This is a genomic window from Mycolicibacterium monacense (assembly GCF_010731575.1).
GTDB classification, from domain to species: Bacteria; Actinomycetota; Actinomycetes; order Mycobacteriales; family Mycobacteriaceae; genus Mycobacterium; species Mycobacterium monacense.
Map to the genome: position 1 here is coordinate 2765366 of NZ_AP022617.1, position 24769 is coordinate 2790134.

The 24769-nt window shown below is 68.5% G+C and carries 24 protein-coding genes; 10 read left to right on the forward strand and 14 right to left on the reverse strand.

Translation table 11 applies throughout. The features are described from left to right. Window positions 1-36 precede the first annotated feature (36 nt). The 3 genes from G6N49_RS13260 to G6N49_RS13270 are packed head-to-tail and all read left to right on the forward strand — an operon-like array spanning window position 37 to window position 2091. On the forward strand, window positions 37-888 hold the full coding sequence (locus tag G6N49_RS13260; protein WP_011559417.1) for an SMP-30/gluconolactonase/LRE family protein: 852 nt from the start codon (window positions 37-39) through the stop codon (window positions 886-888). Continuing rightward, complete coding sequence (locus G6N49_RS13265; protein WP_083044609.1) at window positions 888-1700, forward strand: thioesterase family protein; 813 nt, start codon at window positions 888-890, stop codon at window positions 1698-1700. Before G6N49_RS13260 ends, G6N49_RS13265 begins: the two co-directional genes overlap by 1 nt. Before the next feature lie 16 nt (window positions 1701-1716). After that, window positions 1717-2091, forward strand: coding sequence for an NYN domain-containing protein (locus G6N49_RS13270; protein WP_011855362.1), 375 nt, complete (start codon window positions 1717-1719; stop codon window positions 2089-2091). 4 nt (window positions 2092-2095) lie between these two features. Here the strand turns inward: G6N49_RS13270 and G6N49_RS13275 are convergent, their stop codons facing one another. Beyond that, window positions 2096-2287, reverse strand: coding sequence for a ferredoxin (locus G6N49_RS13275; RefSeq protein ID WP_011559414.1), 192 nt, complete (start codon window positions 2285-2287; stop codon window positions 2096-2098). 13 nt (window positions 2288-2300) lie between these two features. Beyond that, window positions 2301-3554, reverse strand: a complete 1254-nt coding sequence (locus G6N49_RS13280; RefSeq protein ID WP_011855361.1) for a cytochrome P450 — start codon at window positions 3552-3554, stop codon at window positions 2301-2303. A gap of 45 nt (window positions 3555-3599) precedes the next feature. Here G6N49_RS13280 and G6N49_RS13285 point away from each other — a divergent pair, with 45 nt between their 5' ends. After that, window positions 3600-4121: a TetR/AcrR family transcriptional regulator gene (locus G6N49_RS13285; RefSeq protein ID WP_011855360.1), complete on the forward strand. Its 522-nt coding sequence runs from the start codon at window positions 3600-3602 to the stop codon at window positions 4119-4121. Between the two features lie 5 nt (window positions 4122-4126). On the opposite strand, the gene G6N49_RS13290 is transcribed toward G6N49_RS13285, so the two are convergent. Further along, window positions 4127-5296, reverse strand: coding sequence for a CaiB/BaiF CoA transferase family protein (locus G6N49_RS13290; protein ID WP_011855359.1), 1170 nt, complete (start codon window positions 5294-5296; stop codon window positions 4127-4129). 115 nt (window positions 5297-5411) lie between these two features. Between G6N49_RS13290 and G6N49_RS13295 the strand changes: the two genes are divergently transcribed. Continuing rightward, window positions 5412-6530 carry a phosphotransferase gene (locus G6N49_RS13295; RefSeq protein ID WP_049771785.1) on the forward strand — a complete coding sequence of 373 codons (1119 nt, stop codon included), beginning with the start codon at window positions 5412-5414 and terminating at the stop codon, window positions 6528-6530. Between the two features lie 85 nt (window positions 6531-6615). Then, window positions 6616-7170, forward strand: coding sequence for a TetR/AcrR family transcriptional regulator (locus tag G6N49_RS13300; protein ID WP_011559409.1), 555 nt, complete (start codon window positions 6616-6618; stop codon window positions 7168-7170). Here G6N49_RS13300 and G6N49_RS13305 read toward each other — a convergent pair. Beyond that, window positions 7167-9398, reverse strand: a complete 2232-nt coding sequence (locus G6N49_RS13305) for a molybdopterin-dependent oxidoreductase (RefSeq protein ID WP_011855357.1) — start codon at window positions 9396-9398, stop codon at window positions 7167-7169. The genes G6N49_RS13300 and G6N49_RS13305 overlap by 4 nt on opposite strands. A gap of 95 nt (window positions 9399-9493) precedes the next feature. On the opposite strand from G6N49_RS13305, the gene G6N49_RS13310 reads away from it, so the two are divergent. Both G6N49_RS13310 and G6N49_RS13315 read left to right on the forward strand, forming a co-directional pair. Then, window positions 9494-10978: an aldehyde dehydrogenase family protein gene (locus tag G6N49_RS13310; protein WP_011855356.1), complete on the forward strand. Its 1485-nt coding sequence runs from the start codon at window positions 9494-9496 to the stop codon at window positions 10976-10978. Further along, window positions 10975-11397: a nuclear transport factor 2 family protein gene (locus G6N49_RS13315; RefSeq protein ID WP_011855355.1), complete on the forward strand. Its 423-nt coding sequence runs from the start codon at window positions 10975-10977 to the stop codon at window positions 11395-11397. The genes G6N49_RS13310 and G6N49_RS13315 overlap by 4 nt, the downstream gene beginning before the upstream one ends. A 78-nt stretch (window positions 11398-11475) precedes the next feature. Here G6N49_RS13315 and rlmN read toward each other — a convergent pair whose 3' ends face one another. The 4 genes from rlmN to pyrH are packed head-to-tail and all read right to left on the reverse strand — an operon-like array spanning window position 11476 to window position 14879. Continuing rightward, window positions 11476-12600 (reverse strand): dual-specificity RNA methyltransferase RlmN, encoded by a 1125-nt coding sequence (gene rlmN / locus G6N49_RS13320; RefSeq protein ID WP_011559405.1) that lies wholly within the window; start codon window positions 12598-12600, stop codon window positions 11476-11478. Window positions 12601-12635: 35 nt separating this feature from the next. Continuing rightward, entirely contained in the window at window positions 12636-13490 is an 855-nt protein-coding gene (locus G6N49_RS13325; RefSeq protein WP_011855354.1) for a phosphatidate cytidylyltransferase, read from the reverse strand. Window positions 13491-13517: 27 nt separating this feature from the next. Beyond that, on the reverse strand, window positions 13518-14075 hold the full coding sequence (gene frr / locus G6N49_RS13330; protein ID WP_011559403.1) for a ribosome recycling factor: 558 nt from the start codon (window positions 14073-14075) through the stop codon (window positions 13518-13520). 45 nt (window positions 14076-14120) lie between these two features. Continuing rightward, window positions 14121-14879, reverse strand: a complete 759-nt coding sequence (gene pyrH, locus G6N49_RS13335; protein ID WP_011559402.1) for a UMP kinase — start codon at window positions 14877-14879, stop codon at window positions 14121-14123. Window positions 14880-15023: 144 nt separating this feature from the next. On the opposite strand from pyrH, the gene G6N49_RS13340 reads away from it, so the two are divergent. Both G6N49_RS13340 and G6N49_RS13345 read left to right on the forward strand, forming a co-directional pair. Continuing rightward, window positions 15024-15989, forward strand: a complete 966-nt coding sequence (locus tag G6N49_RS13340) for a 2-hydroxyacid dehydrogenase (RefSeq protein ID WP_011855353.1) — start codon at window positions 15024-15026, stop codon at window positions 15987-15989. Beyond that, the gene (locus G6N49_RS13345) at window positions 15986-17095 is read left to right on the forward strand and encodes a glycerate kinase (protein WP_011855352.1); all 1110 of its coding nucleotides are present in this window, start codon (window positions 15986-15988) and stop codon (window positions 17093-17095) included. The genes G6N49_RS13340 and G6N49_RS13345 overlap by 4 nt, the downstream gene beginning before the upstream one ends. Window positions 17096-17171: 76 nt before the next feature. Here G6N49_RS13345 and G6N49_RS13350 read toward each other — a convergent pair whose 3' ends face one another. From G6N49_RS13350 to G6N49_RS13375, 6 genes are all read right to left on the reverse strand, one after another. After that, window positions 17172-19187 carry a primary-amine oxidase gene (locus tag G6N49_RS13350; RefSeq protein WP_011559399.1) on the reverse strand — a complete coding sequence of 672 codons (2016 nt, stop codon included), beginning with the start codon at window positions 19185-19187 and terminating at the stop codon, window positions 17172-17174. Between the two features lie 5 nt (window positions 19188-19192). Further along, the gene (locus G6N49_RS13355) at window positions 19193-20707 is read right to left on the reverse strand and encodes an APC family permease (RefSeq protein ID WP_011559398.1); all 1515 of its coding nucleotides are present in this window, start codon (window positions 20705-20707) and stop codon (window positions 19193-19195) included. A 32-nt stretch (window positions 20708-20739) separates the two neighbouring features. After that, a complete protein-coding gene (locus tag G6N49_RS13360; protein ID WP_011855351.1) occupies window positions 20740-21462 on the reverse strand; it encodes an ABC transporter ATP-binding protein in 723 nt (240 codons plus the stop codon). A 1-nt stretch (window position 21463) separates the two neighbouring features. Next, on the reverse strand, window positions 21464-22030 hold the full coding sequence (locus G6N49_RS13365) for an FtsX-like permease family protein (protein WP_011855350.1): 567 nt from the start codon (window positions 22028-22030) through the stop codon (window positions 21464-21466). A 31-nt stretch (window positions 22031-22061) separates the two neighbouring features. Then, window positions 22062-23237 (reverse strand): ABC transporter permease, encoded by a 1176-nt coding sequence (locus G6N49_RS13370; protein WP_011855349.1) that lies wholly within the window; start codon window positions 23235-23237, stop codon window positions 22062-22064. A gap of 114 nt (window positions 23238-23351) precedes the next feature. After that, window positions 23352-24764: an amidase gene (locus G6N49_RS13375; RefSeq protein ID WP_011855348.1), complete on the reverse strand. Its 1413-nt coding sequence runs from the start codon at window positions 24762-24764 to the stop codon at window positions 23352-23354. Window positions 24765-24769 lie beyond the last annotated feature (5 nt).

Here is a 24769-nt window from a genome sequence, read left to right on the forward strand (position 1 = left end):
GCGTGACACTTGTGGCGTGTTTTGTAAAGGTGTGATGTGACGTCGCCGGAAATCGCCGAGAGCGGGCTCTCGGCGCCCACACTTCTGGCGGGCGGATTCTGCTTCGGGGAGGGGCCCCGGTGGTTCGAAGGGCTGCTGTGGTTCTCCGACATGTTCGGCGAGGCGGTGCACACCGTGGACCTCAGCGGGTCGACGACGACCCTCGCGCTACCGGGCCACGCCCCGTCGGGCCTCGGCTTCCGCCCGGACGGTTCCCTGCTCATCACGTCGGTGGAACGCAGGCAGGTGCTGCGTTACGACGGGGACGCCGTCACGGTGATCGCCGATCTGCGTGACATGGTCCCCGCCAACCTCGGCGACATGGTCGTCGACGATGCGGGCCGCGCCTACATCGGGTCGCAGCAGCGCGAGAACGGGGTCATCGTCCGACTCGACACCGACGGCACCGCAACGGTGGTCGCCGACGGGCTCGACTTTCCCAACGGGATGGCGATCACCGAGGACCGCGCGACGTTGATCGTCGCCGAGTCGACCGGACGGCGCCTGACGGCCTTCACCATCGACGGCGACGGCGGTCTCGGTGACCGCCGGGCGTTCGCCGAGGGGCTCGACGGGCCGCCCGACGGCATCGCGGTCGATGCCGAGGGCGGCGTCTGGACCGCGATGACGCTGGCCCACCAGTTCGAGCGCGTGGTCGACGGCGGCGCGGTGACCGATCGCATCGACATCGGCGACCGCATGGCGATCGCCTGCGCGCTCGGCGGGCCGGAGCGGCGCATGCTGTTCCTGGTGTCGGCCACCGACGCCTATCCGGAGCGGCTCATCGGCACGAAGGGCTCACGGGTCGACACGACGATCGTCGATGTACCCGGAGCGGGGCTGCCCTGATGTCGGATTCGTATTACGAACTGGTGGGCGAGGATTCGCGCGGTGAGCGGTTCGTCGCCACCGATCTGGTGCGCAGCACGTGGTCGGCGGCGATCCAGCACGCCGCACCGGTGTCCGCGCTGCTGGTTCGGGCGCTGGAACGCTGTGAGCACCGCGACGACACCCGGCTCAGCCGCGTGATGGTCGATCTGCTGGGTCCGGTCCCGGCCGAGGGCGATCTGTGGGTCAGCGCCCAGCGGGAACGCGCGGGTAAGCAGATCGAACTGGTCAGCGCACAGATGGCGGCTCCGGGACCCGACGGTTCGCCGAGGCCGGTGGCGCGTGCGAGCGGATGGCGACTGCAGACGCTCGACACCACCGGCGTGGCGCACGCGGGCGCGCCTGCGCTGCCCCCACTGGCCGAGGCCCGCGGCCGCGACATGGCCAAGGACTGGGACCGCAACTACGTCCACAGCCTCGACTGGCGCTGGCTCACCAGGCCGCTGAACGACGGGCCGGGTGAATCGTGGATCACCCCCACCGTCGACCTGGTCAAGGGCGAGACGATGACACCGCTCGAGCGGTTGTTCTCCGTGGCCGACGACGCCAACGGGATCGGCACGAAACTCGATCCCCGACAGTGGACGTTCCTCAACACCGACCTCGTCGTGCACGTGCACCGGATCCCCGACGGCAGGTGGATCGGCATCCGGGCCGAGACCAGCTACGGCCCCGACGGAATCGGCACCACCACCGGCACGCTCTTCGACCAGACGGGACCCGTCGGCGCGATCCAGCAGTCGGTGCTGGTGCGGCCGCGGCCGCCCCGTTAGCGCCTACGCTGAGCGGGTGCGGTGGATCGTCGACGGGATGAACGTCATCGGCTGCCGCCCGGACGGGTGGTGGCGTGACCGCCGCGGTGCCATGACCGGTTTGGTCCTGGCGCTGGAGCGCTGGGCGGTCGCCGAGGGCGCCGAGGTGAGCGTGGTCTTCGAGAAGCCTTTGACGCCAACGCTTCTCTCCGATGCGGTGACCGTCACCCATGCGCCGGCAGCGGCGCCGAATTCGGCCGACGACGAGATCGTCCGCATGGTGCGTGCGGCCGACGATCCCGGCGAGATCGTCGTGGCGACGTCGGACCGCGCACTCGGCGAGCGGGTCCGCGCCGCGGGGGCGGCCACCTACCCCGCCGAGCGACTCCGCAACGACATCGACCCGCGCTGAGCGTTCAGTCCGTCAATCTCAGTGCCGCAGCGGGACACTGGGTGACCGCCTGCCGCATCCGGTCGCGGTCGGCAGCGGGCCGCTCGGGGCCGTGAATGGTCACCGTGCCGTCGTCCTGCACCTCGAACACATCCTCGGCGATCGACTCGCAGATCCCGTGCCCGGTGCATTTGGCGAGGTCGACCTCGACGCGCATGCCCTCTCCCTTCTCAGCGGACGACCGCCGGAAGCCGTTTGACGCCGTGGACGAAGGTGCTGAACAGCAGGTCGGGTTCGCCGAACTCGACATGGTTCAGTCGCGTCAGCAGTTCCCGGAACAGGTGCCGTAGTTCGGTCTTGGCGAGCTGGTTGCCGAGGCAGAAGTGCGGGCCACCGCCACCGAATCCGAGATGTGGATTCGGCGACCGGCTCAGGTCGAAGACATGCGGGGCTTCGAAGACCGCCTCGTCACGGTTGGCCGAACAGTAGAACAGCCCGACCTTGTCACCGGCGCGCACGGGCGCTCCGTTGATCTCCGTGTCGGCGGTGGCGAACCGGGCGAACTGGAGGACCGGTGTCGACCACCGGACGAATTCCTCGACGGCGGTGCCGATCCTGCCGTCGAAGTCGGCCATCAGCCATTCCCGTTGCGCCGGGTTCTCCGTCAGCGCCAGCATCGCATGCGTCGTCGTCTGCTTCGTGGTGTCGTTGCCGGCCGAGGCGAGCAGGATGAGGAAGGCGCCGATCTCCTCGTCGGTCAACCGTTTTCCGTCGACCTCGGCGTTGACGATGCTGGTCATCAGATCGTCGCCGGGGTGACTGCGGCGGAACTTGGCCAGTTCGACACCGGTGGCCGACAACAGCATGATCTCGTTGACGGTGTCGGCCGCCCGCTCCTCGATGCTGCTGTACTCGTCGTCGCTCATCGAGAACAGCTTCTCGGCGGCCTTCGCCACCGCGGGCTGGTCGGCGGCGGGCACACCGAGCATCTCCATGATGGTCAGCATTGGCAACCGCGCCGAACACGCTGCGACGAAGTCGATCTCACCCGCTCCGACGAGGTCGTCCACGACGGCGACGGCGTTGTCGTGGATCTGTTGTTCGATCCGCCGGACGTTGCGGGGGGTGAACGCCGAACTGATCAGCCGCCGGTACACCGTGTGTTCCGGCGGGTCCATCGTCAGGAAGAACGAGGCGAACCGCTGCACCTCCGCTGGCATCGGGTCCAGCGACACCCCTTGTGCGGAGGTGAACACTTCCGGGTGCTGGCTGACGAACGCGATGTCGGCCCGCCGGGTCAGCGCCCAGAACCCGTCCTCCTCCATGGGGAACAGCGACGACAGCGGGTGATGCCAGGTCAGCCCGTCGGCCGCGCGCAACTGCGCGAACACCTTGTCCCGGACGGCGAAGGGCTGCTGCCAGAACGACGCAGACGTGATGTCGACCGAACTGTATTCGCGGGCCGCCGCAGATGTGGACGTCACGAGGTTCAGCGTGACAGTCGCCGCGAAATTTGTAAAGCTATTCCGGTGACGTCGGTGACGGGCGACGGGAACAGGACCCGGGAGCGAATCCTGGCCGCGACGGCTGAGGTGCTCGGCCGCAACGGGATGACGAAGTTGAGCCTGTCTCAGGTCGCCGCGCAGGCCCGCGTGTCCCGGCCCACCCTCTACCGCTGGTTCCCCTCGAAGCAGGATCTGCTGTCGGCGTTCGTGGTCTGGGAACGGTCGCTCTACGAACGCGCCGTCGCCGAGGCCGCCGCGAACCTGCCCGCAGATCAGCGGCTCGACGCCGCGCTGCGCATCATCGTCGAATACCAGCAGTCGTATCCGGGTCTGCGCATGGTCGACATCGAACCGGCACAGGTGATCGCGCGCCTCGCCCACATCCTGCCGCGCATGCGCGACCGGTTGGAACGCGGTATGTCGGTGCCCGACGCCACGGTGGCCGCGTCCACGGCCGTGCGCGTGGCGATCTCGCACTACCTGGTGCGCAGCGACGACGGCGAGGACTTCCTCGCGCAGCTACGGCACGCCGCGGGGCTCACCTGAGGCGTTCACGACCGCCACGCCGAGCCCGGATCGGCCAGCACCTCGTCGGTGTGTTCGCCGAGACGGGGTGCGACAGAACGTGGCTCGCACGGGGTGCCGTGGAAGTCCGCGGGTGTGGCGACCATCGGGATGCTCCCGTCGCCGTCGGGGACGTACACCGCGCCCCCGGCGGCGTGGAACTGGTCGTCGGCGACGACGTCTTCCAGCGAGTTGATCGGCGACCAGAACAGGTCCGGTTCCGCCGCGAAGATCTCCGCCCACTCGGCCAGCGGTCTGGTGGCGAAGATCCAGTCGAGTTCGGCGATGAGTTCGCGGGCGTTGACCGCGCGCGAGCGGCCGGTGGCGAACCGGTCGTCGGTCAGCCAGTCGTGGCGTCCGACGCTGCGGCACAGCGCGGGCCAGTGCAGGTCCCCCTCCAGCCCGACGATCCAGAACCGACGCCCGTCGCCCGCGGCGTAGTTGTTCATACAGGGGTTGCCCATCGATTCCCGTTGGCCGATGGCGATCTGACGCCCGGTGAGCAGGAACGTGTTGAGGTCGAAGCTGATCGTGTAGGCGCCCTGCCGGTAAAGCGAGGTCGTCACCAGCTGACCGACTCCCGTGCGGGCACGCGACACCAGCGCCGCGCACACCGCCGCCGCCAGCGTCATGCCGACCGAGTGATCACCCATCCCACCCCGCTGGAAAGGCGGATCGTCGCCCGGTCGGGTCAGCAGGTGCGCCAGGCCGGCGCGCGCCCAGAACGCGGCGACGTCGTACGCCGCGCGGTCGGCGTCCGGCCCGGCCGACCCGTACCCGGTGATCAGACCGTAGACCAGCCGGGGGTTGGCGGCGGCGAGCGTCTCGAAGTCCAGCCCGAGGCGGCGCAGTGCGGACGGCCGCACGTTGGTCACGAAAACATCGGCGGTACAGAGGAGTTCGCGGATGGCGTCGCGCCCCGGCGCGGAGGTCAGGTCCACCGCGACACTGCGCTTGGACCGGTTGTCCATCTCGAAGGGTGGGTTCACGCCCCCGTCGATGCCGAGCATGCGGCCGAACATCCGGGCGGGATCCCCCGACGGCGGCTCGACCTTCACCACATCCGCGCCCCAGTCGGCGAGGATGCCACCGGTGGCGGGAGCGGCGACCCATACACCCAGTTCGACGACCTTCACACCGTCCAACGGTCCGGCCATCCGCCCTCCTCTTGGTCGTGGAACAGAACCTGGTTTACAGTCTGAACCAAATCTGTAAACAGCCCTCACAGCATGAGCCCCAAGGAGGCCCGCACCGGTGACGAAGACGTTCAGTATGTCGCCAGCCGTCGGCTTGGCCGCGCACCTGGGCCGGGGTGTGCAACGCGTGGCGACCGACGCCGTACTGCGGGGACTGCGACCGTTTCCGCGCTCGGTCGGTGACCTCGACGCGCGCACCCTGTCAGGTCTGATGGAGCGCACCGTGACCTCCGTCTCGATTCTCGGCGGTGACGCGGGCACGTCCTCGCGGGCCCGACTGGCACTCACCGGACGGGATGTCCCCGACACGGTGTTCGTCAAGCTGCCCGCCGAGACGGCGGCGACGCGGCTGATGGGTGAACTCGGCCGCCTCGGCGACACCGAGGTGCGCTTCTACCGTCAGTTGCGGCCCGAGTTGGACGGGGCGCCGGCCGCCTACGCTTCGGCCTTCGACCGGCTCACCGGCCGCTACGTGCTGGTGCTCGAGGATCTGCCCGCCGACGACTGCCTGTTCCCCGACACCCTCCACCCGTTGGACCGCGATCAGGCGGCGCTCGTGATGGAACTGTTGGCCCGGCTGCACGCGACGTTCTGGGGGCGGCTGTCCGCGCCAGGACAGCCCGGTCCGTTCGACTGGGTGTACACACCGTCGGCCGACCACACGTCGATGCTCACCGGCACCCTGCTGAAGACCTCCGCCCGCCGGATCGCCCAGAACAGCGACATCCCGGTGCAGTACGGCAGCTTCATCGACGAGAACTACCGGGCCGCCGCACGGCTGATCGACGAACCGCCGCACACGATCATGCACGGCGACGCCCACCCCGGGAACCTCTACTTCCGCAACGGTGCCGCCGGCCTGCTCGACTGGCAGGCGATCCGGCGCGGACACCCCAGCCGCGAACTGGCCTACACGCTGGTCACCAGCCTCACCCCGGCGGACCGGCAGGACGCCCAGCGCGACCTGCTGGACGTCTACCGCCGGGCGCTCGCGGCCGCGGGCGGCCCGGACCTCGACCGCGAGGAGCTGTGGCACCGGTACCGGCAGGCGGCGCTCTACGCCTACGTCGCCGCGCTCATCACCGCGGGGATGGGCGGTATGCAGAACGAGGACATCGCCTACGAGGGGTTGCGCCGCGGGGTGGCCGCGCTGCAGGACCTCGACACGGTGGCGCTGCTGAAGAAGTCGCTGTGATTCCCGCGTCCGGCCGTGCAGATCACCCGGCACGGCGTTACAAGCTCTACCATCTGTGAAACACCCCGTCACTCGAGGCTTGGACGTGAACGAACCACTGACCGCCCGGCGCGACCCCGCCGACTTCGACGATTCGTCGACGCAGCACCGCATCCTGGCGGCCACCGCCGAGGTGCTCGGACGGAGCGGCCAGACGAAACTGAGCCTGTCGGAGGTCGCACTCCAGGCCGGCGTCTCCCGGCCGACGCTGTACCGCTGGTTCGCCTCCAAGCAGGAATTGCTCGACGCCTTCGGCCGCTACGAGCGGGCGATGTTCGACCGGGGCATAAGCAAGGCGACGCAGGGACTGCGGGGTAACGAAAAGCTCGACGCCGCACTGCGTTTCATCGTGTCCTACCAGCAGTCCTACTCGGGGGTCCGCCTGGTCGACATCGAACCCGAAGTGGTGATCGCACAGCTGTCCCGCATCATCCCGTTGATGCGGGCGCGGCTCGAGAAGCTGCTCTCGGGGCCCAACGCCTCGGTCAAGGCCGCCACGGCGATCCGCGTCGCGGTGTGTCACTACATCGTGCGCAGCGACGACGGCGACCAGTTCCTCGCCCAGTTGCGCCACGCGGTGGGGCTCAAGAACCAGGATTAGCCGGCTGCTGCAGTGCCGACTGCTTCAGTGCCGACTACTTCAGTGCCGACTACTTCGATGCGCACCGGGACCCCGTTGAGTACCGACATCCCGGCCAGCGCCTCGAGATCCGCCGACCGGTTCGAGGTCAACTCGTTGACGTTGGCGCCCGGCACGCTGTTGGCCAGGGTCCACCCGCCACCGCGGTGCCCCCAGCCCTGCGGGATCGCGATCGTGCCAGGACGCATCTCGTCGGTGACTAGCACCTCCGATTCGACAGCGCCGTCGGCGGCGACGATCCGTACGGGGCCGCCGTCGACGAGACCCGCCGCGCGGGCGTCGTCGGGGTGGATCCTCGTCCGGTGGCGGCGGTCGCCCTTCATCAGCGTCGGACTGTTGTGCATCCAGCTGTTCTGGGATCGCATCTCACGGATCCCGATGGCCAGCAACGGGAATCGTGGATCGTCGTGACTCCGCGCGCCGAGGCGGCCGACCTCGGCGACGATCTCGGGCGGATCGAGCCGCACCTTCCCGTCCCGGTGCCGAACCACCGTGCCGAGGATTCCCGACGGGGCGTGCTCGTCGAGCACGATCCCGTGCGGCCGTGCGCGCAGGCGGTCGAGGTTGAGTCCGCCTCGCCGCAACCCGAAACGGTCACCGTAGGGCCCGAACCGCAACAGCAGTGCCATCATTCGCCGCGGGGTCATCCGGGTCGCCCGGAAGCGGTCGAGCTTGGCGAGCACCCGGTTGAACCGCTCGAGCGGACCGGTGGCGAACAGCGAGATGCCCATCCGGCGCGCGAGTTCGGCGTACACCTGCCACTCCTGGCGGGCCTGCCCGTAGGGTTCGAGCACGGCCTCGGTCGACTGGACGAACAGCGTCGGTGAGCAGGCGGCGAACATGATCGGCAGGTCGTCGCGTTCGAGCATCGTGGTGCCGGGCAGGATGTAGTCCGCCAGCCGGTTGGTCTCGTTGACGTAGAGATCGAGGGAGACGAACAGATCCAGTTGCGGCAGAGCCGATTCCAGTGCCTTGCTGTTGGGGACCGACAGCACCGGGTTACCGGCCACCACGAACAGCGCCCGGAGTTGGCCGGGGCCGGGGGTGGTGATCTCGTCCGCCATGACGGCGGCCGGGAAGGTGCCCAGCACGTCGGGGTGGTTCCCGATGCGCGAGCGCATCGTGTCGTAGCTGAAGCTGCCCAACCGCTCCCCCATCTCCTCGACGGGAATCACGGCACGCGACATCAGCGACCCGCCGGGACGGTCGAGGTTGCCGGTGACGAGCGTCAGCGCGTCGAGCAGGAAACTGACCAGCGTGCCGTGCCGGCCCAGACAGGCTCCGGTGCGGCCGTAGGCCGTGGCACTGGGCGCGGTGGCGAAGTCGCGGGCCAGCATCCGGACGATGTCACCGGGAATCCCGGTCCGCTCGGCGGTCCGCTCGGGGGTGTGCTCACGGCACAGTCGGCGCAGCGTCTCCCCGCCGGTCGACTGTTCGGCCATCGCGGTGGTGTCCTCGAGGCCTTCGGCGAAGATCACCTGCAGCATCGACAGCAGCAGCCACGCATCGCCGTCCGGGCGGATCGCGAGATGTTCGTACTCGCGGGCGGTCTCGGTTCGGCGCGGGTCGACCACCACCACCCGGCCGCCGCGGCGCACGATGTCGGCCAGATCGTTCTTGATCCGTGGGGCGCGTACCGCACTGCCGTGCGACACAAGCGGATTGGCGCCCACCATCAACAGGAACTCGGTGCGCAGCAGATCCGGGAACGGCAGCTGACTCGCGGCGCCGTAGAGCAACTTGCTGGCCACGAACCGGCTGTTGATGTCCTGCGAGCCGGCGGAGTACAGGTGCCGGGCACCGATCCGCGCCATGAACACCCCGGCCCACAGGCTGCTCGCGTAGCCGAACGCCGCCGGGTTGCCGAAGTACTGGCCGACGACGTCCCCACCGTCGCGGTCGAGGATCGTCGTCAACCGCGCGGCGATGTCGTCGAGCGCCTCATCCCAGCTGACCGCCTCGAACGTGCCGTCGGCGCGGCGCCGCAGCGGTTCCAGCACCCGGTCCGGGTCGTTCTGGATGTCGGTGAACGCGATGCCCTTGGGGCACGCCCGGCCCTGGCTCAGCGGGTGGTCGGGATCGGGTCGCAGTGACACCAGCCGGCCGTCGTCGACCGTGGCGATGAGTCCGCACATCGGCTCACAGATCCGGCAGTAGGTCACGCGGTGCTCGGCCGTCGGCGCTGACATGGTGAACACATTAGGAGAACTGTCTCCTTTAAATCGGAGAACGGTATTTCCGTCATTTGCCTGACGATTCTCTCCCGATTTGTAACGCTAGACCCATGACGACTGTGCAGACCGAATCCGGCGTGCTGGCCGGTGATGAGCGGATGTTGATCGACGGCGAATTGCAGCTGACGAGCAGCGGCGCCATGTTCGACGTGATCCATCCGGCCAGCGAGGAAGTGGCCGGTCAGGCCACCGACGGCACCGTGGACGACATGGCCCGCGCGGTGGCCGCGGCGCGACGGGCGTTCGACGAGTCGGACTGGTCGCGTGATCTGGACTTTCGCTACCACTGCCTGACCCAGTTGCACGAGGCCCTCGACCGCAACAAGGAGAGGTTGCGCCGGATCCTGATCACCGAGGTGGGCTGCCCGGTCACCGTGTCCGGCAGCCAGATCGAGAGCCCGATCGAAGAGGTCAAGCACTGGGCCGAGCACGGGAAGAACTTCGAGTATCTGGTCGACACCGGTGTGCACCCCACCCAGTTGGGGCCGGCACGGCGCAAGATCCACTACGAACCGGTCGGGGTGGTCGGTGCGATCACGCCGTGGAACGTGCCGTTCTACCTCAACGTCGCCGAGACGGTGCCTGCGCTGATGGCGGGTAACACCGTCGTCCTCAAACCCGCCCAGCTCACGCCGTGGTCGGGTAGCGAGTACGGCCGCATCGTCGCCGAGGAGACCGACATCCCGGCCGGGGTGTTCAACGTGGTGGTGTCCAACGCCAACGAGGTGGGCGCGGCACTGTCGGCCGATCCGCGGGTGGACATGATCACCTTCACCGGGTCCACCGCGACGGGTCGGGCGATCCTGGCCGCCGGCGCGTCGACGGTGAAGAAGACGCTGCTGGAACTGGGTGGCAAATCCGCCCACATCGTGCTCGACGACGCCGACTTCAACTCCGCGCTGCCGTTGGCGGCGATGATGGCCTGCGTGATGTCGGGTCAGTCCTGCATCCTGCCGAGCCGGATCCTGTTGCCGCGCAGCCGATATGACGAGGGCTTGGAGATCCTCAAGACCATGATGGAGGGTTTCCCGGTCGGCGACCCGTGGACGCCGGGCATCATGCAGGGCCCGCAGATCAGCGAGACGCAACGGCAGAAGGTGCTCGGGCTGATCAAGAGCGGTGTCGACTCGGGGGCGCGGCTGGTCACCGGCGGCGGAATCCCGGAGAACCTGCCGGTCGGGTACTACACCCAGCCGACCCTGCTCGCCGACGTCGACCCCGACAGCCAGGTCGCCCAGGAGGAGATCTTCGGTCCGGTGCTGACCGTCACGCCGTACGACACCGACGACGAGGCGGTCGCAATCGCCAACAACAGCATCTACGGGCTGTCCGGTGAGGTGTCCGGCGGCGATGTCGACCGCGCGTTCGCCATCGCGTGCCGGATGAGGACCGGCAATGTGACGATCAACGGTAAGAGCCACTTCGGTATCACCAGCCCGTTCGGCGGCACCAAACAGTCCGGCCTGGGCTACCGCAACGGCGAAGAGGGCTACAAGGAGTACCTCGAGGCCAAGACCATCGGCATGCCCGAATGACCGGAGCGGCCGACGAACTCGAGATCGCCCGGCTGCTGTACCGGTACGCCCGCGCGGTCGACAGCAAGGACTGGGAGCTCTACCGCTCGGTGTTCACCGACGACGCGCACATCGACTATTCGTCGGCGGGCGCGGTCGTCGGGCATCGCGACGAGGTGGTCGACTGGTTCGCCGCGAATTTCGGCGTCCTGCCGTGGAGCATGCACTACATCACCAACATCGAAGCCGACGTCGACGGCGATTCGGCTACGGTGCGGGCGATGTTCTACAACCCGATGCAACTACCCGGCATGGACGAGGTGTCGGCCTGCGGCGGTTACTACCACCACGAACTGGTGCGCACCGCCGACGGCTGGCGCAGCCGAAGCCTGCGCGAGGAGAACGTCTGGTTCACCAACGCCCCGGCGCGCACCGGCTGAGCACCTCGCCGAGACTGCTGCCAGATCACGAAATCCTCCCGGAGCGTGATCTCCGAGCAGTTTCGGCGAGAAGGGGGGTCAGCCCTCGGCCGCCAATTGTCCGCAGGCGGCGGCGATTTCGCGGCCGCGGGTGTCGCGGACGGTGCACGACACCCCGCGCTCGCGGACCCGCCGCACGAATTCCCGTTCGGCGGGTTTAGGGCTGGCATCCCACTCGCTGCCCGGCGTCGGATTGAGGGGGATGACGTTGACGTGCACCAGCGGCCCGAGCGCGCCATGCAGCCTCTTGCCGAGCAGGTCGGCCCGCCACGGCTGATCGTTCACGTCGCGGATCAGCGCGTACTCGATCGAGACCCGGCGTCCGGTGACGTCGGCGTAGTAGCGGGCCGCGTCGAGCGCTTCGGAGACCTTCCAGCGGTTGTTGACCGGGACCAGCGTGTCGCGCAGTTCGTCGTCGGGTGCGTGCAGCGACAGCGCGAGCGTGACGTTGAGGCGTTCGTCGGCGAGCTTGCGGATCGCCGGGGCCAGGCCGACCGTCGACACGGTGACCGACCGGGCGGAGATGCCGAACCCGTCGGGCGGCGGTGCGACGATGCGGCGCACGGCGGCGATCACCCGGTTGTAGTTGGCGAGCGGTTCGCCCATGCCCATGAAGACGATGTTGGACAGCCGCCCGCCGCGCGCCGCCGGGGCGATGCCCTCACCATCTCGGTCGCGCAGTTCGACGGCCGCGGCGCGGACCTGTTCGAGGATCTCGGCCGTCGACAGGTTGCGTTGGAGCCCACCCTGACCGGTCGCGCAGAACGGGCACGCCATCCCGCAACCGGCCTGTGAGGAGATGCACACGGTGTTGCGGTCGGAGTAGCGCATGAGCACCGACTCGAACGTCGTCCCGTCCACCGCCCGCCACAACACCTTGCGGGTCTCCCCCGCGTCCGTCTCGATCTCACGGACGGCGGTGAGCAGATCCGGGAACAACGCCTCGGCGACCTGCTCGCGCACCGCCGCGGGCAGATCGGTCATCTGCTGCGGATCGGCGGTCAACCGGCCGTAGTACTGGGTGGCCAGCTGCTTGGCGCGAAACGCCGGCAACCCGAGTTCCGCCACCGCGGCCGCACGGGCGGTGGCGTCGAGGTCGGCGAAGTGCCGCGGCGGCTTGGCGCGTCGCGGGGCATCGAAAACCAGGGGCAGGGGGTTGGGCATTGGTGCCAGTATCCCACCTGCGGCGGGGTGCCCGCTCAAGCGAGCAGTGTCAGCACGATCCAGGTCGCCACGGCGGACGGCAGCATGCCGTCCATCCGGTCCATCATCCCGCCGTGTCCGGGCAGCAGGTTACTCATGTCCTTGATCCCGAGATCGCGCTTGAACTGCGACTCGACCAGGTCGCCGAGCGTGCCGGTGATCACCAGCATCACCCCGAGCGCGACGCCGGCGTACCACGGCTTGTCCAGCAGATACACCACCGCGAGCACCGCGGCGGTCCCCCCGAACAGCAGCGATCCGACCAGGCCCTCCCAGGATTTCTTCGGGCTGATGGCCGGGGCCATCGTGTGTTTCCCGAACAGCACGCCTGCCACGTAGCCCCCGATGTCGGAGAACACCACGCCCAGCATCAGGCAGAAGACCCGGTTGGCGCCGTCCTCGGGATAGATCAGCAGCGCACCGAAACTCGCGAACAGCGGAACCCACGTCGCCAGGAACACGGCGGCGGCGATGTCGCGCGAGTAGTTCTGCGGTGTGTGTTTGAGACCCTGGCCGACCAACCGCCATATCATGCAGACGACGACGGTCGCCGCGAAGCCGCCCAGTGCGCCCGCGGGTCCGAACGGCCAGGTCAGCCACAGTGTGGCCTGACCGCCGACCAGCAGGGGGATCATCGGCATCCGGTAGCCGGCCTCGGTCAGCCGGCTGCTCACCTCATGGGTGCTGACGGCGACGGCGGCCGCGACCAGCGCGAGCCACAGATACGGGGCGAACAACAGGATGGCGATGAGCCCGCCGCCGAGGGCGACACCCACCGCGATGGCGGCTGGAAGGTTGCGTCCGGCGCGCGACGGCTTCTTCTGCGGCTCGTCGACCGGTGTTTCTGACACGGAATCCGCTTTGCTGCTGACAGGCCGCTAGACCTCCAGCAACTCTCCCTCTTTGTGCTTCACCAGTTCGTCGATCTGGTGGGTGTAGGTGTGGGTGGTCTTGTCGAGGTCCTTCTCGGCGCGGCTGACCTCGTCCTCCCCGGCTTCGCCGTCCTTCTTGATGCGGGCCAGCTCCTCCATCGCCTTGCGGCGGATGTTGCGCACCGACACCTTGGCGTCCTCGCCCTTGGCCTTGGCCTGCTTGACCAGATCGCGGCGGCGCTCCTCGGTCAGCTGAGGGATGGAGACGCGGATGATGTTGCCGTCATTGGTGGGGTTGACGCCGAGGTCGGAGTTGCGGATCGCGTCTTCGATGTTGCGGAGCTGGTTGGCCTCGTAGGGCTTGATCACCACCATGCGCGCCTCGGGCACGTTGATGCTCGACAGCTGGGTGATCGGCGTGGTGGCGCCGTAGTAGTCGACGTTGATCCGGGAGAACATGCCCGGATTGGCGCGGCCGGTGCGAATCGACGACAGATCGTCACGCGCCACCGACACGGCCTTCTCCATCTTCTCCTCGGCATCGAAGAGGGTTTCGTCGATCACTGTCTTTCTCCCGTCGCTACGTTCGCCCGGCGTCGTCGCACCCGTTCAGGTGGTGACCAGTGTTCCGATCTTCTCACCCGCGACCGCGCGGGCGATATTGCCGTCGACGAGCAGATTGAACACCAGGATCGGCATGCCGTTGTCCATGCACAGCGAGAACGCGGTGGCGTCGGCGACGGCCAGCCCGCGGTCGATGACCTCGCGGTGGGTGATGGCCGTCAGCAGCTGGGCGTCGGGATCCTTGCGGGGGTCGGCGGTGTAGACGCCGTCGACGGCCTTGGCCATCAGGACCACCTCGGCGCCGATCTCCAGGGCCCGCTGGGCCGCGGTGGTGTCGGTGGAGAAGTACGGCAGCCCCATCCCGGCACCGAAGATGACCACGCGCCCCTTCTCGAGGTGGCGCACCGCACGCAGCGGGATGTAGGGCTCGGCGACCTGACCCATCGTGATGGCCGTCTGCACGCGGGTGTCGATGCCTTCCTTCTCCAGGAAGTCCTGCAGCGCGAGGCTGTTCATCACGGTGCCGAGCATGCCCATGTAGTCGCTGCGGGTGCGTTCCATCCCGCGCTGCTGCAGTTGCGCACCCCGGAAGAAGTTGCCACCGCCGATGACGACGGCGACCTGGACACCGCTGCGGACCACTTCGGCGATCTGGCGCGCCACGAGGTGTACGACGTCCGGGTCGAGACCCACGGCGCCGCCACCGAACATCTCACCGCCGAGTTTGAGCAGCACGCGCGAATACAGCGGGCGGGTCTCGCCGACTGCCGCGCCGGCGCCGTGGTCACTGTTCGGCTCCGACATCGGTCCTTCGGCCTCCTCGCTACGACGTACCGGGCGCTCCCCCAGGTGGCACACCCATCCTGCCTCATGCGGGGCGCCCGGTGTGGCAGGGGCGGTCGAATTCACCCCGGCGACCGGTCCCGCCGCGCATTAGGGTCTGACCTCATGACGACCCCGGCCGGACACGTGTACGTGTCGCGGCTGCTCACCGACGGCGCCATGGAGCGGCTGCGGCGGCTCGACCGGCCCTTGCGCGTCGGCGGCGAGGACCCGCCCACCCGAGACGAGCTCGCGGCCGGGTTCACCGGGGCCTGCGCGGCGGTGGTCACGCTGACCGAACGGGTCGACGCCGGAATCCTCGACACCGCAGGCGACGGGCTACGGGTGGTGGCCAACGTCGCCGTCGGCTACGACAACATCGACGTCGCGGCGGCGCACGCCGCGGGGGTGACCGTCACCAACACCCCGGGTGTGCTCGACAACGCCACCGCCGACCACACGTTCGCGCTGATCCTCGCCGTCACGCGCCGCGTCGTCGACGGCGACCGGTTCCTGCGCTCGCGCCGGCCGTGGATCTGGGGGCCCCGAATGCTCACCGGGCTCGACGTCAGCGCGGGCGCCACGCTGGGGATCCTGGGCTACGGCCGCATCGGCAGGGCGGTCGCGCGGCGGGCCCGCGCCTTCGACATGACGGTGCTGGCCACCTCACGCCGCCGCACCTCCGGAGCCGACGGCGATGTCCGGTTCGTCGACACCGACACCCTGCTGGCCGACAGTGACGTCGTCTGCGTGCTGACGCCGCTCACCCCCGAGACCCGCCACCTGATCGACGGCGCGGCGCTCGACCGCATGAAATCGACCGCCTACCTGGTCAACACCGCGCGCGGCGGGGTCGTCGACGAGTCCGCGCTGATCGACGCGCTGCGCGCCGGGCGTATCGGTGGCGCCGCGCTGGATGTGTTCGAGAATGAACCCCATGTCAACCCCGCACTGCTCGACGCCCCGAACCTCGTTCTCACACCGCACATCGCCAGTGCCGGTGAGGCGACCCGCGACGCGATGGGCGTCCTCGCCGTCGACAACGTCGCAGCCGTGCTCGCCGGCCGGCCCGCGCTGACCCCGGTCCGATGAAAATCGTTCTCGCACCGGACTCTTTCAAGGAGTCCATGAGCGCCGCGCAGGCCATCGCCGCCATGCGCGACGGGGTACGCGCGGCCCTTCCGGACGCCGATTGCGTCGGGGTCCCGATGGCCGACGGCGGTGAGGGCACCGTCGACGCCGTGGTGGACGCGCTCGACGGTGAGCGGGTGACGGTCGAGGTGGCCGATGCGCTCGGCCGGCCCGTGCCGGCCACCTACGGTTATGTTCCCGGCCGTCGTCTCGCGGTCATCGAGATGGCCGCCGCGGCGGGTCTGGAACTCATCCCCGCCGACGAGCGTGATGTGCTGTGCGCCAGCACCTTCGGTGTCGGCCAGCTGATGGCCCACGCGCTCGACCGGGGCGCCGCCGAGTTCCTGATCGGCCTCGGTGGATCCGCCACCAACGATGGCGGCGCGGGGTTGCTCACCGCCCTGGGCGTCGAGTTGCTCGACGGCTCGGATGCGCCGCTGCCACCGGGCGGCGGTGCGCTGGCCGATCTGCACCGCATCGACACCGCGGGCCTCGATCCGCGGCTGGCGGGCGTGCACATCCAGTTGGCCTGCGACGTGACCGCACCCCTGCTCGGGCCCGCGGGCGCCAGCGCCGTGTTCGGCCCGCAGAAGGGTGCGACACCCGCCGACGTCGCCCGGTTGGAGGCTGCGCTGGCGCGGTTCGCCGCGGTGGCCGACGCCGCGCACGCGGAGACACCCGGTGCGGGTGCGGCCGGCGGGCTCGGCTTCGCGCTGCTCGAATTCCTCGGCGCCACAAGCCGTCCCGGTGTCGAGGTGGTGGCCGAGACGGTCGGGCTGGAACAGGCGCTACGCGGTGCGGCGTGGGTGTTCACCGGTGAGGGCGGCGTCGACGCGCAGACCCTGATGGGCAAGACGCCGTTCGGGGTCGCGCAGGTGGCCGCCCGCACCGGGACCAGGGTGGCCATCTTCGCCGGCCGGGTCGGCCCCGACGCGTCGGTGCTTCTCGAGCACGGCGTCGACGAGATCGTCGGGATCACCGCACCCGGAACACCTCTCGCCGAGGCGCTGCGCACCGGCCCGCAGTCGCTGGCGCGGGCCGTCGAGAACTTCCTCCGCCGGCTCTGACTTTCCCCGCCGAGCAGACGCAAATGTCCCCCAAAACCGCCGTTTGAGGGCACATTTGCGTCTGCTCGCGCCAGGTTTACGACTCCCGCGCGACCTCGGCGACCGGCAGGCTCGCGTGATGGGCGTGGCAGGCCTTCGGCGGTGACGGCGGCAGGTCGAGCGCCGGGTTGCCGTCGAAGAAGCCGACGGGTTTGAGGTGGAATCCGGTGTAGGCGCACGGCATCACCGGCCAGTCCTCCGGGCGCACGACGTGGTGGGCGCCGACGGTGTACCAGAGCACGATGTCGGTGTCCTCCAACGGCGCATCGTCGGCGATGTACTGCGGTAGCCCCTGCATGTCGGCCGACTGATACATGTAGTCGCCCGCGGCGTACAGCTCCGCGGGGTCGTATTTCGTCACCCACAGGTTGTGCTGCACGAACCGCGCCCGGTCGTAGATGTAGGAACCCTCCTGCACCATCACCGGCACCACATCCTTGGGCGTCAGCTTGTAGGCCACCGCACTGCCCAGCTCGTTGCGCTTCGACGGGTTGGCGATCTTCCAGTACCTGCCGGTCGACCAGTCCCAGTCACGGGCGCCGTCGGCCTCCGAGGCCACCAGCGTGTCGCGGGTGATCCACGCGTTGTGGTGCGGGTTGAGCGCCGGGTCGGGTTCGGGAATCGAATCCACCTCGTAGACACTGTTTCCCGCGCCGTCGATGCTCATGTCGAGCCGGAAGTTGAAGAAGTGCTGATGGTTCGGCCCGTAGATCCCCGGCGCCACCATCTTCCCCCAGCGCGGATCCTCCCCGTCGGGGACGGCACCGGTGGTGAGCACCCCCGACAGCTTGACCTCGACCTCCATCGAGGCGTCGTTGTAGAAGTACCAGAAGAACCCGTACTCGTAGTTGCCGACGGTGCAGATCATCGAGATCACCAGCCGCCGCGACCGCCGCACCTCGACCTCACCGGTGCGGAAGTCGGTGTGCTTCCACGAGATCCCGTAGTCCTCCTCATGCATGCAGATGGCGTTGGGGATGGTGACGGCATTGCCGGCGGAGTCGTTGACCGTCCCGTCGAAGTAGAAGATCTCGCCGAGACAGTCGCATCCGAGCGTCAGCGGGTTCGCCGAGAATCCCATCCCGACCTCACCCATGTCGAAGACGTTCTTGTTCCAGTGCGTCGGCGCGGTGTCGCCGTAGGGCACCACCATCTCCGACAGCGACGCCCGGTAGACGATCGGCCGGGTCTCGCCGCGGTCGGTGTAGGTGATCTCGTGCAGCACGATGCCCTCACGAGGGTTGAAACCGACCCGCATCGACCACTTCTGCCACTGCACCCGCCAACCGTCGACGGTGAAACTCGGTCCCTCGGGCTGGGTGATCTCGATCGGTTTGACGTCGTCGCGGAACGCGGTGAACGCCGGTCGGTTGTTCGGGTCGAACATGAACTGCTCGCTGTAGTTGCCCGCGGTCGGCGGCAACGGCACCACCCCGTGATCCTCGACGTCGAGCACCGCCATCGCATCGAGATCGAACGTGACTATCAACCCCTCGACGGGCCGTGCGTAACCGTGTTCGGACGGCGCGGCCCGCATGAACGTCAGCGGTCGGCAGATCAGCGGTGAGTTGTCGTAGTGGTCCTGCCGGCCGTAGTACCCTGCCGGCCACGGGTCGATCATCGCGAGGCTGAAGTCGGTGACGCCCCGTTTCCGCATCGCCTCCTGCCACCGCGGATCCTGGCGGACGACCTCCTCGACGCCGGTCATGTGTTCGACGAGATAGGACGGGAACCGGCCGGGCACCGCCCGCCAGGATTCGATGACCCGCGCCCCGAGGTCCACCACGGCCTCGCTGACGAGTTTGGCCGCCCCGTCGTACATGGTCGCGAACGCCCGGCGCGGCACACCGTCGAGACCGTCGAAGGTCAGTGCGGGCGTCTTGGCCGGCTCGGCGAGCGAGATCATCACGAACTTCAGCGTGGGCGTGGCGTATTCGGAGTCCATGATGATCGCCGCCGCCGCTTCGATCTCGGCGCCGCTGAGCGGGTCGAGAGGGTAGGCGACCGCGCCGTCGGTGGTCTTCGTGCCGGCCACGGTGCTGTCCATGGTCATTCGTTTCACACCCCTTCAGGGCTGGTGTCGGATTTGTTGAGATCGAGGACCGCCAGGTGCGCCAGTGCGTCGTCCTGGGTCATCTTGTGCGCCGAGCGGCGACCGAAGATGTAGACGACCAGACCCAGCGCGAACATGCCCAGGCTGATGCCGCCCACCCACGTCATCCAGGTGGCGGCGGGCACGTCGATCCACGGTGTGACGAAGGAGTAGTAGATCCCGCCGATGGTGCCCAGCGTGCCGACGACGACGGTGATCCACACCCCGACCATCCCGCCGGGGATGCGCCAGAACTGTTCGTTGACATAGCGATCCGCGTACTTCCTACGGGCGATGATGACCGGGAACAGGAAGAAGAACCCGGACAGCAGCCACACCGTCGACAGCCCGCCCTGCAGGTAGATGGTGACGTTGGCCATGCTGCTCTGCGAGTACAACCCGACCAGGATCAGTGACGAGATGACGCCCTGGATCAGGATGGCCGTCACCGGGTTACGGGTGCGCGGGTTGAGGTGGGTGAAGATGCGCGGCAGGTGGCGTTCGAGACCGGAGACGAAGATGAGCCGCGAGTAGGCGACCTGGTAGGTCATCAACGCCACGATGATGATGAACGCCAACACGACCGCGCAGACCTCCATCAGACCCGGGAAGCCGGCGACGTCGAGCATGCCGATGATGCCGGTGACCGGGTCGATCTCGTCACCGGGCAGCGCCATCATGGTGCCGAGCGTGGTGAGCAGGTAGATCGCGACGAGCGCGGTCGACCCCCACAGGATCATCCGCGGGCCGCTGCGGCGCACGGAGAGGAACTCCGCACCCATGTTGTACGGGGTCTCGACGCCGAGCAGGTACAGCAGCACCGTGCCGTACAGGAAACCGGCGACCGCGAAGTTCGGGATCGTCGCCTCTTCCCAGGAGAACGGGGTGGCCGAACCGTTCTTGCCGGCATACAGCAGTCCGCAGATGAAGATCGTCAGCGTGAGCACGCCGTAGACGACGAACACGATGTTCATGATCCGTTGGTTCGCAGCGAGTTTCGCCAATGCCAGCCCGATGACCGTCCACAGGATGACCAACTGCAGGATGATGCTGATCGTCAGCCCCAGTTCGGCGTGGAACGCCAGCAGCAGGAACTGCAGCACCACGGCCGGCGAGGATGCGGCGTTGAGGATCACCGGCACCCACGACAGATAGCCGCCGATGAACCCCCAGGTCTCCCCCATGGTGCGGTAGGCCCAGATGTACACCCCGCCCTGACCCGGCCACAGGTTGCCGAGTTCCACCACGGCCATCCCCGCGGGGATCAGGAAGGTGAGGATGCCGAGCACCCACATCGGGATGGCCGTCCACCCGCCTGCGGCCATCACCGACGATCCGGTGACCCAGCAGATGATGAAGACGTAGGCGGCCGTGAGGCCGAACGTGCTCATCACCTTAGGCAGGATCTGTTCGGGGACGAGTTCGGTGGTCATCAGGGCGTCGCGCCCCGGCGGCGGGGACGCCTCGAGTTCTGCGGTCATGATTCTCCCAAAGGTGTTGAGGGATAGGAGCGTCAGTTGACGATTTGTCCGTCTTTCATCCGGACGACACGGCTCGCTTCGTCGGCCACCGTGGGGTCGTGGGTGCTCGCGACGACCGTGACGCCCAGCGTCGAACACAGGTCGCGCAGCATGCGCACCACCGTCTCCCCCGTGCGGTGGTCGAGGTTGGCTGTGGGCTCGTCGGCGAGGACGAGCGCCGGACTGCTGATCAGCGAGCGCGCGATCGCCGTGCGCTGCTGTTCACCGCCGGACATCTTGGTCGGCTGGTGGTCAATGCGGTGGCCGAGGCCGACCAGTTCGAGCAACTCGATCGCTCTGGTGCGCAACGCTTTGCGGTCGTAGGGCTCGAACATCAGCGGCAGTTCGACGTTCTCGACCGCCGACAGGAACGGGATCAGGTTGTAGCTCTGGAAGATGAACCCGATGGTGTCGTGGCGTAACGCGGCGAACTGGCTTTCCGTCAGCGTGCGGGTGTCGCGCCCGGCGACCGCCACCGAACCCTTCGTCGGGCGGTCCAGCCCGCCGATGATGTTGAGCAGCGTGGACTTTCCGCTGCCGCTCGGTCCCATCAGGCAGACGAACTCGCCCGGCATCACGGTCAGGTCCGCGGCGACCAGCGCGCGCACCACTTCGTCGCCGAGTTTGTGCAGTTTCCACACGTCGGCGATCTCGATGACCGGCAGTGGCGGCGAGGTGGTCGTGTCGTGGTCGCGGCGTTCTTCGATGGCGGTCATGTCAGCCTCCGGCGGTCAGGGAGCGGATGGGCGGACGCGATGCGGCCGCCCAGGTGGGTGGGATGTTGGTGGCCAGTGCCGCGACGACGCTGACGCCGACGGCCGTCGCGGCGCCGGTGAGCAGACCGCTCGCCGCGACGCCACCTGCGGCCAGTCCGGTGCCGCCGAGGACGATCCCGGCCACCGCCGCCAGCGCCGCGCCGGCCAGCGCACCGAGGACGGCGGCGACGAGGGGTTCGACGAGCAGCGCCGCGACCACGGGGAGACGCGGAATCCCGTTGGCGCCCAGCACACCGAGTTCGCGGGTGCGGTGCGCGACGGTGCGTGTGGTGGCCACCGCCACCTCGACGACGCCCACCAGCAGCACGCTGACGGCGATGAGGACGACGGCGCGGTTGATCTCGTCGGCGTGGCCGAGGGATGCGGACTGCGCCCGGATCCCCTCGGACATCCCGAAGACGATGACGACCAGGAACGCACCGGTCGCGGTGGTGACGATGGGCAGCACCAGCTCACGGATGCGGCGGCAGGTGGACAGCCACCCGTAGGACAGTCCTCGGCGCAACACTATTGTTCTCTCTTCTTCGCGCAAGCGCTCATCAGCGGCCCCCCAGGAGATCGACGGGACGTTGCTGCAACAGCCGGTGCACGGGTACCAGCGCGCCGACGATCGCCATGGCGGGGATGAACGCCGCGACCATGCCGGCGGCCTGCAGCCACGCGATCGGCGTCGCGATGCCCGGGATCACCAGCGCCACAGCCACTCCCGCACCCAGCACTCCGATGAGGTAGGCGGCGACGAAGACGAGCGCCGATTCGACGAGGAAGAAGTAGAGCACCTCGTCGGCGAGGCCGATGCTCGACATGATCCCGAACTCGCGTTTGCGTTCGGCGACCGCGGCCAGGAACGACGACACCGCGATGACGAATCCGAGGATCAGGCCGATCGTCGAGATCAGACCGAGCGTCGAACTCGTCACTTTGCCCGAGAACAGCGCGGAGAACTTCTGCTCGAACGACAGCGGCCCGTTCCCCCCGACGGTGTCGTAGATCAGACCGGCACCGCGCGGATCGGGGGTCTGCGCCGGGTCGGCGGTGGCGTCCAGGCCGGTGGCGGCGCCGAACGTCTGGGCGAGATCGCGCCGGTTCTTTTGTCCTGCAGGGGCTTTCACCGTCCACCAGCCGTCGTCACCGATGATTTCGCGGGCGACGGAGGTGGCCACGGTGACCGATTGGCCCGCGCCGGCCACGGCGGCGACGAGATCGTGACCGCCGACGTCCACGCGGTCACCCGGGGACACCCCCAGCCGTTGGGCCACCGCGTCGCCGAAGATCGCCCGTGCCGAGGGGGTCTCGTCGTTGCCGCGCAACGACACCGGGACCCCGTAGACCTCCGTACGCCCCGACAGGGTACGGGTGGCGGTCCACCCGGCAGGCACATCGATCTCCGGCGCGGCGCCCCCGGCGATCAGCGCCTGCGTGTCCGGGTCGTACTGCACCCCGGCGGCGGGCACCACCCACAGGTGCGCCTCGCCGAGTACGTCGGTGACCGAATCTGCGCCTGTGATCGCGAAACTCGAGGAGATCGTGCGCACCACCGTCACACAGGCGATGGCCAAGGCGATGCCGAGGACGGCCAGCACGAACCGTGCGGGGCGTCGGCGGATGTTGGCCAGCGCGAACCGGACGAGGCACCCGAAGGTGTTCCCGGAGGAATTGGCGATCAGCGGTGATCGAGCGGAAGTGGTTGCGTTGTTGACCTGACTGGTCTCCACAATCAGCGATCGTGGGATCGGGTTGTTTCCCCCACCGCTGTCTGTGGTATCGCGGAGGTTAACTCCGCCGGGACGTGGTTACGTCGACGTGTCGGCGCACAACGGATTTCGTTGTCAGGAGGCGTCCTGAATGCGCCGCCAGGGACGCGCCTGCTCGAGTTCGTAGGCCAGTTCCAGCAGTCGCGCCTCCCGGCCCACCGTCGATGCGAACATCATCCCGATCGGCAGTCCGCGGTCGGATACGCCGAGCGGCAACGATATAGCGGGATCACCGGTGGCGTTCTGCAGCGGTGTGAACGCCACCCAGTCGACCAGGCGATCGATGATCTGCCGGTAGTCCGCCGTCGGGTCGAGGTGGCCGATCAGCGGTGGGGACTCGGCCAGCGTCGGGGTGAGCACCACGTCGTACTCGCGCGCCAGACGCGCGCTGATACGTCGGGTGCGCGCCAACCGGGCGATGGCGACGGGCAGCCGGTGCAGATTGCGCGCGGCATGGGATTCGAGCCCGAGCGTGAGGTTGTCCAGACGGGTGCGGTCGAAGCTGGCGCCGAAGGTGCGGCGCCCGCCCCGGACGAGGGCGTACGACAGGAATGCCCAGTAGAGCAGGAAGTCGTCCATGAAGTGTCCGGGGATGGGGTTGTCGATCGGGGTGACGCGGTGACCCAGATCTTCCAGCAGCGCTGCGGTTCTCATCGTCTCCTTGCGCACCTCGCGGCCGGCCTCACGGGCGATCGAGTGTGTGCACACCGCGATGCGCAGCCGTTGCCTGCCGGGTGCGGTGACGTCGCCGATCGGCGGCAGTTTGGGGTTGCGGTAGACCCGTTCCATCTCGCGGTAGAACGCGGCGGTGTCACGCACCGAGCGGGTGACGACACCGTTGGCGACGATCCGCAGTGGCATCTGGCGCATGTCCCGGTCGAGCGGTAACCGGCCGCGGGACGGTTTGAGGCCGACCAGACCGTTGCAGGACGCCGGGATCCGGATCGACCCGCCGCCGTCGTTGGCGTGGGCGATCGGCACGACGCCGGCGGCGACGAACGCCCCGGAACCCGAGGAGGAGGCGCCGGCGGTGTGGTCGGTATCCCACGGATTGCGTACCGCCCCGAGTCGCGGATGTTCGGCGGAGGCGGAGAACCCGAACTCCGACAACCGCGTCTTGCCTAGCGCCAGCAGACCGGTCGCGAGATAGGCGCGGGCGAAGTCCCCGTGCGCGCCGGCGGGCCGTGGATCCCATGCGTCGGTGCCCTGCATGGTCGGCATGTCGCCGACCGCGACGTTGTCCTTGACGTAGGTCGGGACGCCGTCGAAGAAGCCGCCGTACGACCCGGGGCCGCCGGCCCGCGCCCGGGCCCGGTCGAACGCCTCGTAGGCCACCCCGTTGAGCGCCGGGTCGACCGCTTCGGTGCGCGCGATCGCCGCCTCGACGAGCTCGGCGCGCGACACCCGCCCCTGCTGCAGGGCCTCGACGATGCCGACGGCGTCGAGGTCGCCGAGGGCGTCGTCGGTGAAGGCGTTGATGCGAGTCATGCGCC

Bases quoted from the DNA above. Each gene is read 5' to 3' on its own strand.
- G6N49_RS13265 (WP_083044609.1), top strand. From the start codon at position 888: ATGTCGGATTCGTATTACGAACTGGTGGGCGAGGATTCGCGCGGTGAG.
- G6N49_RS13275 (WP_011559414.1), bottom strand. From the start codon at position 2,287: ATGCGCGTCGAGGTCGACCTCGCCAAATGCACCGGGCACGGGATCTGC.
- G6N49_RS13290 (WP_011855359.1), bottom strand. From the start codon at position 5,296: ATGGCCGGACCGTTGGACGGTGTGAAGGTCGTCGAACTGGGTGTATGG.
- G6N49_RS13295 (WP_049771785.1), top strand. From the start codon at position 5,412: ATGTCGCCAGCCGTCGGCTTGGCCGCGCACCTGGGCCGGGGTGTGCAA.
- G6N49_RS13305 (WP_011855357.1), bottom strand. From the start codon at position 9,398: ATGTCAGCGCCGACGGCCGAGCACCGCGTGACCTACTGCCGGATCTGT.
- G6N49_RS13310 (WP_011855356.1), top strand. From the start codon at position 9,494: ATGACGACTGTGCAGACCGAATCCGGCGTGCTGGCCGGTGATGAGCGG.
- G6N49_RS13315 (WP_011855355.1), top strand. From the start codon at position 10,975: ATGACCGGAGCGGCCGACGAACTCGAGATCGCCCGGCTGCTGTACCGG.
- rlmN (WP_011559405.1), bottom strand. From the start codon at position 12,600: ATGCCCAACCCCCTGCCCCTGGTTTTCGATGCCCCGCGACGCGCCAAG.
- pyrH (WP_011559402.1), bottom strand. From the start codon at position 14,879: ATGTCGGAGCCGAACAGTGACCACGGCGCCGGCGCGGCAGTCGGCGAG.
- G6N49_RS13340 (WP_011855353.1), top strand. From the start codon at position 15,024: ATGACGACCCCGGCCGGACACGTGTACGTGTCGCGGCTGCTCACCGAC.
- G6N49_RS13345 (WP_011855352.1), top strand. From the start codon at position 15,986: ATGAAAATCGTTCTCGCACCGGACTCTTTCAAGGAGTCCATGAGCGCC.
- G6N49_RS13350 (WP_011559399.1), bottom strand. From the start codon at position 19,187: ATGACCATGGACAGCACCGTGGCCGGCACGAAGACCACCGACGGCGCG.
- G6N49_RS13355 (WP_011559398.1), bottom strand. From the start codon at position 20,707: ATGACCGCAGAACTCGAGGCGTCCCCGCCGCCGGGGCGCGACGCCCTG.
- G6N49_RS13360 (WP_011855351.1), bottom strand. From the start codon at position 21,462: ATGACCGCCATCGAAGAACGCCGCGACCACGACACGACCACCTCGCCG.
- G6N49_RS13375 (WP_011855348.1), bottom strand. From the start codon at position 24,764: ATGACTCGCATCAACGCCTTCACCGACGACGCCCTCGGCGACCTCGAC.